This is a genomic window from Pseudoxanthomonas sp. GW835-FHT14C01 (assembly GCF_058793715.1).
Genome location: NZ_JBXAGB010000002.1, coordinates 818,351 through 836,621 on the forward strand (window position 1 = coordinate 818,351; position 18,271 = coordinate 836,621).

Below are 18,271 nucleotides of genomic sequence, written 5' to 3' on the forward strand. Positions count from 1 at the left end.
GCAGGCGCGCTGGACCAGACCGGCGGGGCGCCCACGCTACAATGCCCGCATGCACGACGCCGTCACCCGCCCCACGCCCCCCACCGACGCCGCGCCCTGGCCGCGCCGCATCACCCAGGCCGTCCGGATCGGCAATGCGACCGTCGGCGGAGGCCGTCCGGTGGTGGTGCAGTCGATGACCAATACCGACACCGCCGATGTCGCCAGCAGCGTCAAGCAGGTGGCCGAACTCTGGCGCGCCGGGTCGGAAATGGTGCGGCTGACGGTCAACAATCCGGAATCCGCCGCCGCCATCCCGCGCATCCGCGAAAAGCTGGAGATGATGGGCATCTCGGTGCCCCTCATCGGCGATTTCCACTACAACGGCCACCAGTTGCTCGCGGGCGAACCGGCCTGCGCCGAGGCGCTGGCGAAGTACCGAATCAACCCGGGCAACGTCGGCTTCGGCAAGAAGAAGGACACCCAGTTCGCCCAGCTGATCGAGTTCGCGATCCGCTACGGCAAGCCGGTGCGCATCGGCGCCAACTGGGGCTCGCTGGACCAGGCGCTGGCGGCGCAGCTGATGGACGAGAACCATGCCCGCGAAGTGCCGTGGGATGCCGGCCGCGTGCTGCGCGAGGCGTTGATCCGGTCGGCGGTGGATTCGGGTGAGCGCGCCGTCGAGCTGGGCCTGCCGCGCGACCGCATCGTGCTGTCGGCCAAGGTCAGCGGCGTGCAGGAACTGATCGCGGTCTACCGCGACATGGCCAGCCGCAGCGATTTCGCGTTGCACCTGGGCTTGACCGAAGCCGGCATCGGCAGCAAGGGCATCGTCGCGTCCGCCGCCGCGTTGTCGGTACTGCTGCAGGAAGGCATCGGCGACACCATCCGCATCTCGCTGACGCCGGAGCCCGGCCAGTCGCGCACGCAGGAAGTGATCGTCGCGCAAGAGCTGCTGCAGACCACCGGCCTGCGCGCGTTCACGCCGATGGTCACCGCGTGCCCGGGCTGCGGCCGTACCACGTCGGAGTTCTTCCAGGAACTGGCCAAGGTCGTGCAGGAACACGTGCGCGGCAAGATGCCGGAATGGAAGGTCACCCACCCCGGTGCGGAGAACATGACGCTCGCGGTGATGGGCTGCGTGGTCAACGGCCCCGGCGAATCGCGTCACGCCAACATCGGCATCTCGCTGCCGGGCACGGGCGAGGCGCCGGCAGCGCCGGTATTCGTCGATGGCGAGAAGAAGGTGACCCTGCGCGGCGAGAACATCGCGCACGAATTCGTCGCGCTGATCGACGACTACGTCGAGAGCAAGTACGCGCGTGTCGCCGGCTGAGAGGTTGGCCCAGGGCCGGCGCTTCATCGCCAGCCTGCTGCGCGAGCATGGCGGACGCCTCGTCCTGTTGTTCCTGTGCCTGCTGGCGCCGCTGTGGGTCTTCGTCGAACTGGCGGACGAAGTCCACGAACTGGAAGCGTTCTACTTCGACGACCCGCTGCTGTGGCGCGCGCACGCCATGGCGGGTCCGGCGCTGGACCGTTTCTTCATCTTCGTTTCCGCGATCGGTTACCAGTGGGGCGTGGTGCCGGTCGACATCGCGCTGACGATCAGTCTGCTGATCGCACGGCGCTGGCGCGAAGCCACGTTCGCCGGCGTGTCGTTCGCGGGCTCGGCGCTGCTGAACATGGCGACCAAGCGGTTCTTCCAGCGCGACCGGCCGACGCTGTGGGAATCCATCGCGCCCGAGCACACCTTCAGTTTCCCGAGCGGTCACGCGATGGGTTCGGCGACGTTGGCGATGGTGGTCATCCTGTTGTGCTGGCACACGCGCTGGCGCTGGCTGGCGGTCGTGCTTGCCGGCAGTTTCGCGTTGCTGGTGGGTGCGTCGCGCATCTACCTGGGCGTGCATTACCCGTCGGACATCCTGGGCGGTTTCGCCGCCGGCGTCGCCTGGGTGTCGGGTGTCTACCTGGTGCTGTTCCGCATGCGCGGTCGGCCGTGGCAGGCGGGTTGAGCGCATTCCGTTTTCTGTAGGAGCGACGTAAGTCGCGACCGCGGGAGGGAAATGACCAGGATGCGTGCGCCATGGTGCGCTGTCAGCGTCGGGCTGGCGACAGCAATGTTTGAGCTGATGACGTGCGGTCGCGACTTACGTCGCTCCTGCAGTGGAACTGTCGCTAGGGCGCATACGCCCGCTCGCGCTCTTCCTGCAGGCGCTGGCGCAGGTACTGGTCGCGGGTCAGGCCGGCGGGCACCGAGGTCATCGCCATCACCTCGGCCACCACCTCTGCTTCGCGTGTCTTGTAGGCCTGGAACCGGGGGTCGCTGGCCTGCTGGGCGGCGAATGCGGCCATGCGCTGGTCGGCATGCGCGCGGTAGCGGTCAGCGATGGCGGCGACCGCTTCGGCCTGTTGCGCGGGATCGTCGACCGTCGCCTTGACAAGGGCCGTGCGCAGCAGCACGGCCTCGCCGGCGGACAGGCCGCCTTCGGCTTCGTAATGGTCGATCTGCCGCGTCAGCGCATCGGCGCGCTCGCTGCGTTCGACCGCGCGCAGCGACGGCGCACGCGCGAAGAAATCCTTCGCATCGGCTTCGAAGCGCTGCCGGTCGCGGTGCGCCTGCGCTTGCGGCGTGGCTTGCAGAGAAGCCAGCGTCGACGATGGGGTGTCTCTGGCCGGAACCATGGAGCCGGAGGCGTTCGCTGGCGGCGTGTCGGACGCGTCGTTCTTCCACCAGAGCACGGCGGCCGCAAGGACCAGAAGCGGGACGAGCAGCGTCAGCAGTTTCTTCATGCGGAACTCCCTGTGCCGGGGCCGTCTTTGCCTGACGGCCCCGGACACGGCCGTCAACCCAGCAGTTGATCCACCAGCCAGTACAGCAGGTTGAACGGCTTGGCCTTGTCGGCCTTGTCGTCCTGCTCGCTGGCATCGAGCACCTTGCCCTGGCCGTCGAGCACGCTGTCGATGAAGTGCTTCAGTTCCAGGTTCTGCGCCTGCACGTCGGCGTTCTTGAAGTCGACGATGGTGGTGCAGTGGCTTTCGTTGAGCGCGCGGTACTGCGGGAAGTAGCCGCCGAAGTTGCTCAAGGTGTTCAGGCGGTCGCGCAGGCGGGCGGTGTCGGTGTTCCAGCGCGCATGGATGCGGGCTTCCTTGGTGGCCTGGTCCGGTGCGTTGGCGATGTCGGGATAGAAGCGCTCGTACGAGTACGAGGAGTAGTTGAGATCCTTCCAGAAGTGCGTGTGGCCGAGGCGATCGTTCGCGTACTTGCTGGACAGGGCGGGATACAGGGTGCCGAGTTCGTTGAGGTCGAACTGCGGCAGGCCGCTGGCGAGGTAGGGCAACGGACCGTTCGGCTGGTCCAGGCCCCACGCGCTGCGGATCAGCGCCATCAGCGGCTGGGACGGGTAGTCGACCGGATTGCCGTTCTTCGGGGTGGGGAAGATCGGGCCGGAGTCGTCGATCAGGAAGCTGCGCGTTGGCGCCAGGTCGCGGCGCAGCGGGTGGTAGCTGGTCAGGCTGCCGGCACCGCCGGCGCTGCAGCCGGTGGACAGCATCTGTGTGGGCCGCGGCAGGTTGTCCTTCAGCCAGCTGACCACCGCGCGCACGTTGCGTGCGCCGTTGTGGTGCCACACCAGGGGCGCGTTCTGTCCGCTCGGGTCGTCGTACACCGCGACGCGGTCGCCGCTGTAGATGTCGCCCGTGCAGTACGGCACGTAGACCATGTTCCATCCCTGCGTCTTCACGGCATCGAACGGGCTGACGCGGGTGACGAACGGACTGACCAGGCTGGCGCCGGGATTCAGCAGGCCCATGTAGTCGTCGGGAATGCCGTTCGGATTGCGCGCGCCGCGGATGCCGCTCTGGCCGCTGCAACTGGCGTAGTCCCAGCAGGCGCCGCCGCCTTCCATGTAGATGATGGTGTTGCGCGTGTCGGCCACGCGGTTGACGAAGAACTTGAACGGCGAGCCGTCGCCGCAGACCGCGCCGGTCGACGGCGCCAGCTGGATGGTCTGCCAAGCGTCGTAGCGGCCGGGCTGGAAGCCGTCGTTGAAGCCGGACGGGTTCGACAGCAACGGATAGTGGCCGGCGCGCTGCGCGGCGGTGACCTTGTTGTCGGCCTTGGGCGGCGAGACCAGATTCACCAGGGTCTGCCAGAAGCTGTAGTCGCCTTCCTCCGCTTTCAGCGGGGCGGCGACCGCCAGCGTCAGCGTCGCGGCGGCGAGGACGAGGGGCAAGCGGACGGGTCGTACGGGTGCAACCATGATCGGATCCTCCGGCGAGAGTCAGAGCGGACGTTCAACGGGATGGACTGCCTTGGCGTGCGGCGCCTGTGGGGGCGGCCACCGTACGAAGGCGGATGGTGGTGCGTCCTCCTGGCGTCGGGATTAAGCCGGCGTGATGGCGTCGGCTTTGGCTGCGCAGGCCCCCGGATTGGCCGCGATGCCCCCCTTCGCGGATGCCGCAGGCGGTCAGGTAAATGCAGCGATCCCGCGTCGCAACACGCACCAGCTTCTGGTACGGACGTGCGCTTCGCGGCCGGGCAACGGATTGTTGCGGGCCTGCGGCTTGCCGCCGCGCGGGCATGGATCGAACATGCCGGCTCGCCGCGCTGCGCGGCTGAAGCGACGGGGATCGCGATGCAGGACGTGGTGGACAAGTACGGCGTGCTGCTGGTCTTCGCCAATGTGCTGGCGCTGTCGCTGGGCCTGCCGGTGCCGGCGATGCCGACGCTGATTCTGGTCGGCGCGGGGCTGGCGCTGCAGCCGGAGGCGATGTGGCTGCCGCTGCTCGGCGTACTGGCGGTGTCGGTGGCGGCCAGCCTGGTCGGCGACAGCGTCTGGTTCTACGCGGGCCGTCGCTACGGCAACCGCACGCTGCAGTCGCTGTGCCGGCTGTCGCTGTCGCGCGACACCTGCATGAAACGCACCGAGCGCTTCTACGGCCGGTTCGGCATCCGCGTCCTGTCCGTGGCGAAGTTCATCCCGGGCCTGTCGATGGTCTCGGTGCCGCTGGCCGGTGCCATGCAGGCGCGCCTGCCGCTGTTCCTGCGCTATGACGGCCTGGGTGCGGCGTTGTGGGCCGCGCTGGGGCTGGGACTCGGCGTGGTGTTCTCGCGCCAGGTCGAAACGGTCATCGACACGCTGTCGCAGCTGGGCACCGGGGCGGGCGTGCTGGTCGGCGTCATGCTGGCGGCCTATATCGGCTGGCGCTGGTGGCGCCGGCGCACGCTGCTGGCCTCGCTGGAGGCGGCGCGGATCGAGCCGGTGGACCTGGAGGCGCTGCGGCAGGCCGGACAGCCGCCGGTGCTGTTCGACATCCGCGCGCCCGGCTTCCGCGACGTGGATCCGTACGTGATCCCGGGTGCCGTGTTCGCCGACGAACGCGAACTGGGTGGCATCCTCGCGACGTATCCGCGCGACGGCAAGGTGGTCATCTACTGCGCGTGCCCGGATGAAGTGTCGGCCGCCTGGATGGCGGCGAAGCTGCGAAAGGCGGGCTTCCGCGACGTACTGCCGCTACGGGGAGGGATCGATGCCTGGCGCGGCGCGGGCTACGGAGTGGAGCGCATCGGCGGCTGATGCCGCGCAGCCGGGTCAGTGCTCGATGCAGACCCGGTTGCGGCCTTCGCTCTTGGCGCGGTACAGCGCCGCGTCGGCGGCCGCCATCATGCGGCTCACCGTGTCGCGCTCCGGCGTCAGCGCGGCGATGCCGATGCTGACGGTGATCGTCTGCGCCTCGCCGCCCGGCCTGAACACCACCGCTTCCACCGCTTCACGCAGGCGTTCGGCGAAGCCGTAGGCGGCCTCCGGTCCGCATTCGGGCAGCAGCACCGCGAATTCCTCGCCGCCGATGCGGGCGGCGGCATCGTCGTTGCGCACGTGCCGGCGCACCAGCGCGGCGATCTGCTTCAGCACGAGGTCGCCGGAGATGTGGCCGTAGCGGTCGTTGATCGGCTTGAACAGGTCCACGTCGATGATGCACATGGTCAGGTCGCGCTGGTGGCGCATCGCGCGGGCGATCTCCTTCTCCACCGTCTCGATGAAGTGCCGGCGGTTGTACATCTCCGTCAGCGCATCGTGGGTGGCGAGCTGGTAGATCTCTTCGTGGTAGCGCGCTTCCACGCTGCTGTGGCTGATGAACTTGAGGATGCTTTCGCCCAGCGTGATGTGGTCGCCGTCGGCCAGTACCGTCTCGGAGACCGGCGCGTCGTTGACACGGGTGGTGTTGGTGGCGCCCAGGTCGCGCACGCGGTAGCTGTCGCCGTCACGCCAGATCTCGCAGTGCAGGCGCGAGACGCTGTTGTGCGGGATGTGCAGGTCGGCTTCCTGCGACCGGCCCACGCGCACGCGCGCGGTGTCGATGTCGGCGCGCCGGCCCAGCCCTTCGCCATGGATCACCACCACGCACGCGGACCGGTGCGACGCCGGCCGCGGGCCGTCGCTCAGGATAGTCCGTTGCGTGGTCGGTGGATTCAGGAAGTCCCGGGACATGCGAGCGCGACAGGCAGGTGCGGGGCCGAGTGTAACGGATCGGTCGGTCAACTCACGCTTCCGCTACCATGGCCGGGCGCACCGGGGACAGTGGCATGACATCGCAACCTTACGACGACCTCGCACCGACCGAGAGCCTGGCGACGCGCCTGAAAGACGCGCCCACGGCCGCGGACGGCACGCTGGCGCCCGGTGCGCGCCTGGGCCGCTACCGGATCGAGGCCCTGCTGGGCCGCGGCGGCATGGGCGAGGTCTACCGCGCCGCGCAGCTTGAGCCGGTGCGCCGCGAGGTGGCGCTGAAGCTGATGCGCGTGCAGCGGCTGCAGGCCCGCCACCTGGCCTGGTTCGAAGTGGAGCGGCAGGTGCTGGCACAGATGCGGCACCCCGCCATCGCCCAGATCTACGACGCCGGCACCACCGAGGAAGGCTACCCGTTCTTCGCGATGGAGTTGACCGACGGCAGCCCGATCACGCGCTACTGCCGCGAGCAGCGGCTGTCGCTGGATGCGCGCGTGGCGCTGTTCGTCCGCGTCTGCGAGGGTGTCCAGCACGCGCATCACAAGGGCGTGGTGCATCGCGACCTCAAGCCCGGCAACCTGCTGGTGGACACGCTCGACGGCCGTCCGGCGCCGAAGATCATCGACTTCGGCATCGCCATGGCCGCCTCGCTGGCCGGCGACGCCGCGCTGGAGCGCGCCGGCACGCCCGAGTACATGAGCCCCGAACAGGCGCACGGCGAAGCGGGCCAGGTCGACACGCGCAGCGACGTCTATTCGCTGGGCGTGGTGCTGTGCGAGCTGGTCACCGGCGTGCGTCCGGAAGCGGCCGGCGAAACCTGGTCCGCGGAGACGCCGACCGCCGTCGCACCGTCGTCGCGGCTGGTGGCGCTGCCGGCGGCGCAGGCGCAGCAGCTGGCACAGGAGCGCGGGCTGTCGCTGGCGCGCATGCGTGGCCGGCTGAGGAGCGACCTCGACTGGATCGTGCTGAAGGCCATGCAGCACGACCGCGACGCGCGCTACGACTCGGTCGCCGCGCTGGCCGACGACCTGCAGCGGTATCTCGATGGCCGCGTGGTGACGGCCGCGCCACCGGGCCGCGGCTACGTCTGGCGCAAGTTCCTGCGCCGCCATCGCGCGGCCGCCGTCGCCGCCGGCTTCGCGCTGCTGGCGCTGCTGGGCGGACTGGGCCTGTCGCTGTACGGCCTGCAGCAGGCGCGCACGCAGCGCAGCGTGGCCGAGGCGCGCAGCGCTGAACTGGAGAAGGTCGCCGCGTTCCAGCAGTCGATGCTCGAAGGCATCGACATCGAGACGATGGGCGTGGGCCTGTCGGAAGGCCTGGTGCGCCAGGTGGGCAGCCTCGACCCGTCGGCGGTGGATGCCTTCGGCGCCACCCTGGCCAAGACCAGCCCCAACGATCTCGCGCGCGACCTGGTCGACCGGCAGTTGCTGGCCAATGCCGAGGATGCCATCGCGCGCGATTTCGCCGACCAGCCGGACGTCGCCGCCAGCCTGCGCGAGTCGGTCGGCCACGTGTATGCCGCCATCGGTCGCTACGACAAGGCGGCGGCGCATTTCGCACAGGTGGCCGACTATCGCAGTCGCGTGCTCGGCGAAGGCGCGCAGGAGACCCTGCGTGCGCGCAACGACCAAGTGCAGGCGCTGCTGGAAGGCGCGCACATCGACCAGGCCGAGGCCGCGCTGCAGAAGGCACTGCCGCGTGCGTTCGCGCTGGCGGACAACGACCGCGTGCGGGTGAAGCTGGAACTGGCGCAGGCGCAGGTGATCTCGGCCCGCGGCGACCGGCCGCGCGCGAAGGGCGTGGTCGAGGCGGTGCAGGCGCGCCTGCTGGCCCGTGCCGGCCCGGACGATCCGGCGACGCTGGAAGCCACCAACGATCTCGCCGCCGTGCAGCGCAACCTCGGCGAACTGCCCGAAGCGCGCGCCAACATGGAAACGGTGGTCGCGCGGCGCACCGCCACGCTCGGCCCCGACCACGAAGAGACGCTGTCGGCGATGGGCAACCTGGCGGTGCTGCGCATCATGAACCGCGAAAAGGAGGCCGCGATCTCCCTGCAGCGCGACCTGACCGACCGCTACGTACGCAAGCTGGGCAGCGAACATCCGGTGACGCTGCAGGCGCGCAGCACGCTGGCCACGATGATGATCGACGGCGCCGATGAAGCGTCGGTGGAGAAGGCACTGCCGCTGTTGCGGGACGTACTGGCCGCCCGCGAGCGCGTGCTTGGCCGCGACCATCCGCAGACCGTCCGCACGCGCCTGAACCTGGCCACGGCCTACGCGAAGCTGAAGGACTTCGCGGCCGCGCTGCCGCTGGAGGAGCAGGTCATCACGGCGCGCAGCCGCGTGCTCGGTCCCGCCCATCCGGACACGCTGTCCATCCTGGTCAACCATGCCGGCACGCTGCTCAATGCGGGCCAGGCCGAAGCCGCGCTGCGGCTGCTGGGCGATGTGCAGCCGCTGGCGCTGAAGACGCTGGGCGAGAAACATCCGCAGGCACAGATCACCCTGGTCATCCGTGCCGAGGCGTTGCGGGTGCTTGGCCGGGTTTCCGACGCGCTGGTGGAATACCGGCGGCTGTTCGAACTCCGCCGGCGCGTATTCGGCGAGACCCATCGGGAAACCCGCGTCGCGGCCTGGAACCTGATCGACACGTACACCGAACTCGGACGCAAGGCGGACGCCGAACCGCTCTACCGGCAGTACGTCGCACCCCTGCTGGCCGCGGATCCGAAAACGCTGGGTGACGACGACGCGGACTTCGTGCGGCTCTATCGCGAAGGCAAGCGACCGGGAAAACAGCCCACCAAGCGGGGTTGAGCCGGCGCGGGGATCATTCGCCGGGCTTGGCGGCCGAACTCGCGGCTTCCGACGCCGACCGTCGTGACAGCACGGCTTCGCGATGGGCGATGTAGGCATTCGCGCCGAAGATGATGCCGGCGCCGAGCAGCGTCCAGCGGTCGAGACTCTCGTCGAACAGCAGCCAGCCGAACACCGCCACGACGGGCAGCTGCATGAAGCTGATCGGGGTCAATGCCGACACTTCGCCGAGCTTCAATGCTCGCGTCCACAGCATGTGGCCACCGGTGCCGAGTACGCCGGCCGCGATCACCCACACCCAGGCGATGCCCTGCGGCCACTCCCACACGGCCAGCGCAGGCACCAGCGACATCGGCACCCACAGCAGCGTGGTGTAGATGACGATGCGGTCGGCCGGCTCGGTGTTGGAGAGCTGCTTGATCTGGATCGCGACCAGCGCGCTCATCACTGCGGCGAGCACGGCGATCATCGCATCGACCGTGAACTGCGAGGTGCCCGGCCGCACGATGATCAGCACGCCGACGAAGCCCAGCGCCACCGCTGTCCAACGGCGCGCACGCACTCGTTCGTTGAGCATCGCGGCGGCGGCCAGAGTGACGAACAGCGGCGTGGAGTACGACAGCGACACCGCCTGCGCGAGCGGCAGGTGGCCGATGGCCCAGAAGCCGGCCAGCATCGAGCAGATGCCGATGACGCAGCGGAAGAGGTAGCGCGGGAACTGCGTCGTCTTCAGGAAGCCAGGACCATGGCGCAGGATCAGCGGTGCCGCTGCGAGCAGGCCGAAGAAATTGCGGAAGAAGGCGATCTCGAACGTATGCAGCGACGCCGACGCCAGACGGATCGCCACCACCATCAGCGCGAAGAACACCGTGCTGCCCAGCATCAGCGCGGCGGCGCGGTAGTGGGTCGGGAGGGTTGGCATCAGCGTTCTGGATCTGCCCCTTCCCCCGCGAGCGGGGGAAGGCTGGGATGGGGGCGAACGGCGTCGCGGAGGTCGAACGTGCGGCTGATCGGTGCCGTCAGGATGAGGCGTGCCGGTCGAGTCCGTTGTGTAAGCGGGATGCAACGGACTCCGGTCGGCCCCCACCCCAGCCCTCCCCCGTGAACGGGGGAGGGAGCAGTACCCGGGGCGAGGACACCCATCATCGCGGGACTACCAGGTCGCTCCGATGATCTTCGGTTCCGGCTCGATCGGCACGCCGAAGCGCGACTGCACCGATGCGGCGATCTTCCGCGCCAGCGCCAGCAATTGCGCGCCGGTCGCTTCGCCGTGATTGACCAGCACCAGCGCGTGCGCGGCGGACACCCCGGCATCGCCGTCGCGACGACCCTTCCAGCCGCAGGCCTCGATCATCCAGGCCGCCGACAGCTTGCGGTTGTGCGCGGCATCGCCGCGGAACACGGGCAGGGTGGGGTAGTCGACCAGCAAGGCGTCGGCCTGCGCCTGCGAGACGATCGGATTCTTGAAAAAGCTGCCGGCGTTGCCGACCACGGCGGGGTCGGGCAGCTTGCGCTGGCGGAGGCGGATGACGGCTTCGCCGACGTCGCGGGCGGTCGGTGCGGTGATGCCCATCGCCGCCAGTTCTTCGCGGATGCCGGCATAGTCCAGGCGCAGCGCCGGCGTGCGCGACAGCAGGAACTCGACCGCCGTCACCAGATAGCGGGCGGGATCGCGCTTGAACACGCTGTCGCGGTAGGCGAAGGCGCACGCGTCGCGGCCCAGCCGCACGCGCGTGCCGTCGCGGCGATCGAGCGCTTCGACGATATGGATGAACTCGCCCACCTCGGTGCCATAGGCGCCGATGTTCTGGATCGGCGACGCGCCCGCGGTACCGGGAATCAGCGCCAGGTTCTCCAGGCCGCACAGGCCCCGCTCCAGCGTCCACATCACCAGCGGATGCCAGGCGACGCCGGCATCGGCGCGCACGAGGGCATGGTCGCCGTCGTCGGAGAGTATGCGCAGGTCGTGCGTGGCCATCGCGATGACGGCGCCCGGCGCATCGCCGGCGAACAGCAGGTTGCTGCCGCCGCCGATCACCAGCGGATCGCTTTCGACCACCTGCGGCAGCGCGAGAACGTCGTCGAGCGCGGCCGCATCGTCGACCTCGATCAGCCACGGCGCCCGCGCCGGAACGCCGAACGTGGTGCGCCCGCGTAGCGGAGCGTTCGCGGTGACGCGGTAGCCGTCCGTCATTCCGGCGCCACCGGGCCGCCGCTGGGCGCTTCGCGGCGGCGGCGGATGGCTTCCACGCATTCGCGGACCAGCTCGGGGCCGCGGTAGACCAGGCCGGTGTAGCACTGCACCAGCGAAGCGCCGGCCGACATCTTCGCCACCGCGTCGGCGCCGGACAGGATCCCGCCCACGCCGATCAGCGGAATGCTGTGCGGCAGGCGGGTGCGCAGCCGGCGCAGCACCAGCGTGGCCTGGCCCATCAGCGGCGCGCCGGAAAGCCCGCCGGTCTCGCGCGCATGTGCGTGCTCCTGCACGCTCATGCGGGAGACGGTGGTGTTGGTGGCGATGACGCCGTCCACCCGCATGTCGCCCAGCACGCGCGCGACCGCATCGATATCGCTGTCGGACAGGTCCGGGGCGATCTTCACCAGCATCGGCACGCGCTTGCCGTGCTGCGCGGCCAGGTCCTCCTGGGCCTCGCGCAAGGTGCCGATCAGCTGGCGCAGCGCCTGTTCTTCCTGCAGTTCGCGCAGGCCGGCCGTGTTGGGCGAAGAGATGTTGACGGTGATGTAGTCCGCCAGCGGGTAGACGCGTTCCAGGCAATACAGGTAATCGGCGGCAGCACGCTCGTTGGAGGTGTCCTTGTTCTTGCCGATGTTGATGCCGAGCAGGCCCCTGTCGCGACGCGCGGCTTCGACGTTGCGGACCAGTGCATCGACGCCTTCGTTGTTGAAGCCGAGGCGGTTGATGACGGCTTGGTGTTCCGGCAGGCGGAACATGCGCGGCTTCGGATTGCCCGGCTGCGGCTTCGGCGTGACCGTGCCGATCTCGACGAAGCCGAAGCCCAGCGCGAACAGCGCGTCGATGTGCGCGCCGTTCTTGTCCAGGCCCGCGGCCAGCCCGACCGGGTTGGGGAAGGTCAGGCCCATGAGCTTGGTCGGCATCGGCGTGATCGGCCGGGCCACCAGCGGCGTGGTGCCGGTGCGGTAGGCCAGGTCGAGCGCCTTCAGGCCCAGGCCATGGGCCGTCTCGGCATCCAGGCCGAAGAGGAAGGGGCGGGCGAACGAATACATGGTCGCGCGCGGGGTCAGTTCAACGTCGCCAGCCAGGCCATGCCGCCCAGGAACAGGAAGATCACCGCGATGCCGATGATCCACAGCAGCGCCGACACCCAGCCCAGGATCAACCCGCCGATGGCCATGCCGTCGCCGTCCAGCGTGCCTGCGCTGCGGCGGATCTCGGCGCGCGCCATGTGGCCGGTGATGATGGCCACGATCGTGCCGATGAAGGGCAACAGGGTCCAGCCGAGAATGCCCGACACGAGGCTGGCGATGGCGAGACTGCTGGTGGTGCGGACTGAGGTCATCTGAGGGCTCCATGCAGGGGTCAGGGAGACGGGTTGGGGCGGGATCGGACAAGCAAAAAAAACGCGCCACCCGTGAAGGTGGCGCGATTATCCCAGATGCGGACGCGTTCAGGGCGGCCGGCACGCGCGCGTGCCGGCGCCGCCGAGGTCAGAGGTCGAACTTGATGCCTTGGGCCAGCGGCAGCGAGTCGGAGTAGTTGATGGTGTTGGTCTGCCGGCGCATGTAGACCTTCCACGCATCCGAACCGGATTCGCGGCCGCCGCCGGTTTCCTTCTCGCCGCCGAACGCGCCGCCGATCTCGGCGCCGCTGGTGCCGATGTTGACGTTGGCGATGCCGCAGTCGCTGCCGGCCGCCGACAGGAACTGCTCGGCCGCCTTCAGGTTCTGGGTGAAGATCGACGACGACAGGCCCTGCGGCACGGCGTTCTGCATGTCGATGGCTTCGTCGAGGGTCGTGTACTTCATCACGTACAGGATCGGCGCGAAGGTCTCGTGCTGGACGACCTCGTCGGAGTTCTTCAGGCCGGTGACGATGGCCGGCAGCACGAAGTTGCCCGGCCGGTCGATCGCGGTGCCTCCGGTCTCGACCGTGCCGCCGCTGGCCTTGGCCTTGGCGATGGAGTCGAGGAACTGCTGCACGGCGCCCTGGCTGTTGAGCGGCCCCATCAGGTTGGCCGGGTCGGTCGGGTCGCCGATCTTGCCTTCGACCTGCTTGTACGCCTTGATCAGCGTGGCCAGCACGGTGTCGTAGATGGATTCGTGCACGATCAGGCGGCGCGTGGTGGTGCAGCGCTGGCCGGCGGTGCCGACGGCGCCGAACACGATGCCGGGCACGGCCAGCTTCAGGTCGGCGGTTTCGTCCAGGATGATCGCGTTGTTGCCGCCCAGTTCCAGCAGGCTGCGGCCCATGCGGCGCGCGACGCGCTCGCCGACCGTGCGGCCGACCTGGGTGGAGCCGGTAAAGCTGATCAGCGGGATGCGCTTGTCGTCGACGAACTGCTGGGCCAGCTCGACGCCGGCGTCGTTGATCAGGAAGAAGATGTCCGGGAAGCCGCCTTCCTTCAGCGCGTCGTTGCAGATCTTCATGCTGGCGATCGCGGTCAGCGGCGTCTTGTTGGACGGCTTCCAGATGCAGATGTCGCCGCAGATGCCGGCCAGGAACGAGTTCCACGCCCACACCGCGACCGGGAAGTTGAACGCACTGATGATGCCGACCAGGCCCAGCGGCTGGTACTGCTCGTACATGCGGTGGCCGGGGCGCTCGGAGTGCATGGTATAGCCGTACAGCATGCGGCTCTGGCCCACGGCGAAGTCGGCGATGTCGATCATCTCCTGCACTTCGCCATCGCCCTCGGGCTTGCTCTTGCCCATCTCCAGCGCGACCAGCGAGCCCAGCGCGTCCTTGTGCTTGCGCAGCGCCTCGCCGCACAGGCGGATGGCCTCGCCACGGCGCGGGGCCGGGGTGGTGCGCCAGATCTTGAACGCGGCCTGGGCGCGGGCGACGACCTTCTCGTAATCGGCCTGGCTGCTGGCGTGGACTTCGGCGATCACCTCGTTGGTGGTCGGGTTGATCGACTGCAACAGGCCGGCGTCGGTGGTGGTGGACCACTCGCCGCTGCCGAGGTAGGTGCCGGAGTTGGTGCTGGCAAGGCCGAGGGCCTTGAGGAGGTCTGCGGGCATGAAGTGCTCCAGGGGATCGAATGCGGGCGGCATCGCCGGAAGGCGGTGTCGCAGGGGGCACGATTCTACCAGAGCGACGCACGTCGGCCTCGCGTAACCCCGTGTTTTTCCAGAGGTTCTTGTGTAACAACCGCTTGCGCGCGCGGCCGTTGATCCGCTGGCGGGGTTTGTTCGCTTCGCCGACCGTGCGTGATCGCGTTCGGCGATTCGCCGATGGCCACGTGTGCCGCCGCATGCGATGGAAGATGGCGGCCCCGACACGATTCGAACGTGCGACCTTCCCCTTAGGAGGGGGACGCTCTATCCAGCTGAGCTACGGGGCCATCGGCGGCGATTCTCGCATGAAGCGCCGTCAGGTACGACGCGTCCGTCGATCCACCGTATCCCGCCGGCCTTCCGCATGGCACTGTGGAACGACCTCCCTTCCGTGGTCCCGCCGCATGGACATCCGTCTCGACGACCTGCGCCATCCCGCCGTCATCGCACTGCTGCAGGAGCACCTGGACTGGATGCATCGCACCTCGCCGCCCGAAAGCGTGCACGCGCTGGATCTCGACGCGCTGCGCGCGAACGACATCAGTTTCTGGACGGCATGGGACTGTGAAGCGCTCGCCGGTTGCGGTGCGCTTCGCCGGCTGGATGCCGACCATGGCGAAGTGAAGTCGATGCGCACGGCGCAGAGCCATCTGCGTCGTGGCGTGGCCGCGAAGATGCTCGACCACATCATCGACGAGGCGCGTCGCCGCGGCTACGCGAGGCTGAGCCTGGAAACCGGATCGATGGCGTATTTCGCGCCGGCCCATGCGCTCTACGCGCGTGCGGGGTTCACGCCCTGCGCGCCCTTCGGCGACTACGCCGAGGATCCGAACAGCGTCTTCATGACGCGCACGTTGTAGCGCACACGCCATTGGTTTCAGTTGCATCCATCTGAAATCATTGGCTTTGTTGCGACGCAACGCTTGACAGCCCCCCGGGGTGACGTGCTTTTCTTCCGCCATGCGCCCCCTTCTCCCGCACGCGACGTTTTCCGCACCGGCCCCGCAGCCGGTGATGTCGCGTGCAGGCACCGGGCGCACGGGTATTACCACCACCATTACCACCCTGACTCGTCGGGTGCGGTTGGTTGTGTTCGCGTAATTCGCAGACCACGGCCCCGCACCCGGATCAGGATGCAGGGCCAACCCACTTCCTGATGCGTGCCGGGCCTCCTTAACGAGGTTCCTGACCCATGTCGTCCCGCAACGCCGAAGTCGAACAACCCAAACCCCGTACCGTCGTCCACAAGTTCGGCGGCACCTCCGTCGCCGATGCCGACCGCTATCGCCACGTCGCGCAGCTGCTGCTCGCGCGCGACGAGGACGTGCAGGTCACCGTCGTATCGGCGATGAAAGGCGTCACCGACGCCCTGATCGAACTCTGCGAACTGGCGGCCGCCAATCGTCCCGAATGGCATGAAAGCTGGCATGACCTGCGTGCGCGCCACCGTGGCGCTGCGGTGGCGCTGCTGGGCGAAGCGGCGGGGCCGGTCATCGAATGGGTGGACGAGCGTTTCGAGAAGCTGGAGGACATCCTTAACGCACTGATCGTCATCGGCGGCCTGCCGGAACTCGTCCTGCAACGCGTGCAGGGACTGGGCGAAGTGTGTTCGGCGCGCCTGCTGGGCGAATACCTGACCCTGCAGGGCGAGGCATGCGCCGTGCTGGACGCGCGTGAAGTGCTGCGCGTGGACCATGGCGACCTCGGCGTGGTGGTCGACTGGGAGGTCAGCGCGCAACGGTTGGCCGCGTGGCAGGCGTCGCATCCGCAGCGCCGCGTGGTGGCCACCGGCTTCGTCGCCCGCGACCGCGAGGGCCGCTTCACCACCCTGGGCCGCAACGGCAGCGACTACTCCGGGGCGATCTTCGCTGCGCTGTACGACGCGGCCGAGCTGCATATCTGGACGGATGTCGATGGCGTGCTGTCGGCCGATCCGCGGGTGGTCCCGGAAGCGGTGCAACTGGGCGCGCTGAGCTACGACGAAGCCTGCGAACTGGCCTACTTCGGCGCCAAGGTCGTGCATCCGCAGACCATGTCGCCGGCGATGGAGCGCGGCCTGCCCATCATCATCCGCAATACCTTCCATCCGGAGCATCCGGGCACCCGCATCACCGCCGAGCGCGACGCCGTGGGTCCGGTGAAGGGCCTGACCCTCAGCGCCGACCTGGCACTGCTGAACCTCGAAGGCACCGGCCTGATCGGCGTGCCGGGCACGGCGGAACGTGTGTTCGCGGCGTTGCGCAACGCGCACGTGTCGGTGGTGATGATCTCGCAGGGTTCTTCGGAGCATTCGATCTGCTGCGTGGTCAAGGCCAGCGAAGCGGCCAAGGGGCAGGCGGCGCTGCTCGACGCGTTCGCACACGAACTGGATACGCGGCAGATCCAGCGCGTGCAGCGCCGCGATGGGGTCAGCGTGCTCGCCGCGGTCGGCGACGGCATGGCCGGCACACCGGGCGTATCGGCACGCCTGTTCGGCGCATTGGCGCGTGCACAGGTCAACATCCTGGCGATCGCGCAGGGCTCGTCCGAGCGCAACATCTCCGTGGCCATCGATGGCGCCGACGCGACCAAGGCGCTGCGTGCGGCGCATGCGGGCTTCTGGCTGTCGCCGCAGACGTTCGCGGTCGGCGTGATCGGGCCGGGCAATGTCGGCGGTGCGTTGATCGAACAACTGCGGGCTGCGCAGCCGCAGCTGCTGGGCAAGGCCAACCTCGACCTGCGCCTGCGCGCTATCGCGTCCAGCAAGCGCATGCTGCTGGATGAGCGCAGCATCGGCGCCGACTGGCGCGCGCGCTTCGATGCCAGCACGCAGTCTGCCGACCTGGACCGTTTCACCCAGCATCTGGTGTCGGCGCACATGCCGCACGCGGTGATCGTGGACTGCAGCGCCAGTCCGGTGGTCGCGGACCGCTATGCCGACTGGCTGGCCGCCGGCATCCACGTGATCACGCCGAACAAGCAGGCCGGTGCCGGACCGCTGGCGCGTTACCACGCGATCCGCGAGGCCGCGGCCGCCAGCGGTGCGCGGTTCCGTTACGAGGCGACCGTCGGCGCGGGCCTGCCGGTGATCTCCACGCTGCGCGACCTGCTGGATACGGGCGATACGGTCGTTTCGGTGGAAGGCATCTTTTCCGGCACGCTCGCGTGGTTGTTCAACAAGTTCGACGGCAGCGTGCCGTTCTCGACGCTGGTCACCGAGGCGCGCGGCTTGGGCTATACCGAGCCGGATCCGCGCGACGACCTGTCCGGTACCGACGTCGCCCGCAAGCTGGTGATCCTGGCGCGCGAGGCAGGGCGCGAACTCGCGCTGGAGGACGTGCAGGTGGAAAGCCTGGTACCCGAAGCGTTGCGCCAGGCCAGCGTCGACGACTTCATGGCGCGCCTGACCGAAGTCGATGCCGGCTTCGACGCACGGCTGTCCGCGGCACGCGCTACGGGCAACGTACTGCGGTACGTCGCCCGGCTGGACGCGGAAGGTCGCGCCAGCGTCGGTCTGGTCGAATTGCCGGCTTCGCATGCGTTCGGCAACCTGCGCCTGACCGACAACATCGTGCAGTTCACCACCCGCCGTTACTGCGACAATCCGCTGATCGTGCAGGGCCCGGGCGCGGGTCCGGAAGTCACCGCGGCCGGCGTGTTCGCCGATGTGCTGCGGGTGGCGGCGGGGCAGGGCGCGAAGCTGTGAGGCATCCGATGACGAGGAACATGGAA

The 18,271-nt window shown here is 68.8% G+C and carries 14 protein-coding genes and 1 tRNA gene; 6 read left to right on the forward strand and 9 right to left on the reverse strand.

Annotated features, from left to right (window positions below; all coding sequences use genetic code 11):
- Positions 1-49: 49 nt before the first annotated feature.
- Both ispG and AC1Q5B_RS10680 read left to right on the forward strand, forming a co-directional pair.
- Entirely contained in the window at positions 50-1,315 is a 1,266-nt protein-coding gene (ispG, locus tag AC1Q5B_RS10675) for a flavodoxin-dependent (E)-4-hydroxy-3-methylbut-2-enyl-diphosphate synthase (protein WP_492631640.1), read from the forward strand.
- Between the two features lie 4 nt (positions 1,316-1,319).
- Positions 1,320-1,991, forward strand: coding sequence for a phosphatase PAP2 family protein (locus tag AC1Q5B_RS10680; protein ID WP_492631641.1), 672 nt, complete (start codon positions 1,320-1,322; stop codon positions 1,989-1,991).
- Between the two features lie 163 nt (positions 1,992-2,154).
- On the opposite strand, the gene AC1Q5B_RS10685 is transcribed toward AC1Q5B_RS10680, so the two are convergent.
- Together AC1Q5B_RS10685 and AC1Q5B_RS10690 are read right to left on the reverse strand one after the other, a co-directional pair.
- The gene (locus AC1Q5B_RS10685; RefSeq protein ID WP_492631642.1) at positions 2,155-2,769 is read right to left on the reverse strand and encodes a hypothetical protein; all 615 of its coding nucleotides are present in this window, start codon (positions 2,767-2,769) and stop codon (positions 2,155-2,157) included.
- Between the two features lie 53 nt (positions 2,770-2,822).
- Positions 2,823-4,211 (reverse strand): pectin acetylesterase-family hydrolase, encoded by a 1,389-nt coding sequence (locus AC1Q5B_RS10690; RefSeq protein ID WP_492631643.1) that lies wholly within the window; start codon positions 4,209-4,211, stop codon positions 2,823-2,825.
- 402 nt (positions 4,212-4,613) lie between these two features.
- On the opposite strand from AC1Q5B_RS10690, the gene AC1Q5B_RS10695 reads away from it, so the two are divergent.
- Positions 4,614-5,555, forward strand: coding sequence for a DedA family protein/thiosulfate sulfurtransferase GlpE (locus AC1Q5B_RS10695; RefSeq protein ID WP_492632086.1), 942 nt, complete (start codon positions 4,614-4,616; stop codon positions 5,553-5,555).
- A gap of 15 nt (positions 5,556-5,570) precedes the next feature.
- On the opposite strand, the gene AC1Q5B_RS10700 is transcribed toward AC1Q5B_RS10695, so the two are convergent.
- On the reverse strand, positions 5,571-6,467 hold the full coding sequence (locus tag AC1Q5B_RS10700; protein ID WP_492631644.1) for a diguanylate cyclase: 897 nt from the start codon (positions 6,465-6,467) through the stop codon (positions 5,571-5,573).
- Between the two features lie 95 nt (positions 6,468-6,562).
- On the opposite strand from AC1Q5B_RS10700, the gene AC1Q5B_RS10705 reads away from it, so the two are divergent.
- A complete protein-coding gene (locus tag AC1Q5B_RS10705) occupies positions 6,563-9,304 on the forward strand; it encodes a tetratricopeptide repeat protein (RefSeq protein ID WP_492631645.1) in 2,742 nt (913 codons plus the stop codon).
- Between the two features lie 13 nt (positions 9,305-9,317).
- Here the strand turns inward: AC1Q5B_RS10705 and AC1Q5B_RS10710 are convergent, their stop codons facing one another.
- The 6 genes from AC1Q5B_RS10710 to AC1Q5B_RS10735 all read right to left on the reverse strand — a co-directional run bounded on the left by AC1Q5B_RS10710 (position 9,318) and on the right by AC1Q5B_RS10735 (position 14,847).
- On the reverse strand, positions 9,318-10,226 hold the full coding sequence (locus AC1Q5B_RS10710; protein ID WP_492631646.1) for a DMT family transporter: 909 nt from the start codon (positions 10,224-10,226) through the stop codon (positions 9,318-9,320).
- A 231-nt stretch (positions 10,227-10,457) separates the two neighbouring features.
- Positions 10,458-11,498 carry a UDP-N-acetylmuramate dehydrogenase gene (gene murB, locus AC1Q5B_RS10715; protein ID WP_492631647.1) on the reverse strand — a complete coding sequence of 347 codons (1,041 nt, stop codon included), beginning with the start codon at positions 11,496-11,498 and terminating at the stop codon, positions 10,458-10,460.
- Entirely contained in the window at positions 11,495-12,550 is a 1,056-nt protein-coding gene (locus AC1Q5B_RS10720) for a quinone-dependent dihydroorotate dehydrogenase (protein WP_492631648.1), read from the reverse strand. Before AC1Q5B_RS10720 ends, murB begins: the two co-directional genes overlap by 4 nt.
- Positions 12,551-12,564: 14 nt before the next feature.
- Positions 12,565-12,843, reverse strand: coding sequence for a DUF4190 domain-containing protein (locus AC1Q5B_RS10725; RefSeq protein ID WP_492631649.1), 279 nt, complete (start codon positions 12,841-12,843; stop codon positions 12,565-12,567).
- 148 nt (positions 12,844-12,991) lie between these two features.
- Complete coding sequence (gene amaB, locus AC1Q5B_RS10730; protein WP_492631650.1) at positions 12,992-14,524, reverse strand: L-piperidine-6-carboxylate dehydrogenase; 1,533 nt, start codon at positions 14,522-14,524, stop codon at positions 12,992-12,994.
- A 246-nt stretch (positions 14,525-14,770) separates the two neighbouring features.
- Positions 14,771-14,847 (reverse strand) — tRNA-Arg (locus AC1Q5B_RS10735).
- Between the two features lie 117 nt (positions 14,848-14,964).
- On the opposite strand from AC1Q5B_RS10735, the gene AC1Q5B_RS10740 reads away from it, so the two are divergent.
- Both AC1Q5B_RS10740 and thrA read left to right on the forward strand, forming a co-directional pair.
- A complete protein-coding gene (locus AC1Q5B_RS10740; RefSeq protein ID WP_492631651.1) occupies positions 14,965-15,420 on the forward strand; it encodes a GNAT family N-acetyltransferase in 456 nt (151 codons plus the stop codon).
- Positions 15,421-15,752: 332 nt separating this feature from the next.
- Positions 15,753-18,245, forward strand: coding sequence for a bifunctional aspartate kinase/homoserine dehydrogenase I (gene thrA / locus AC1Q5B_RS10745; protein WP_492631652.1), 2,493 nt, complete (start codon positions 15,753-15,755; stop codon positions 18,243-18,245).
- Positions 18,246-18,271: the final 26 nt, after the last annotated feature.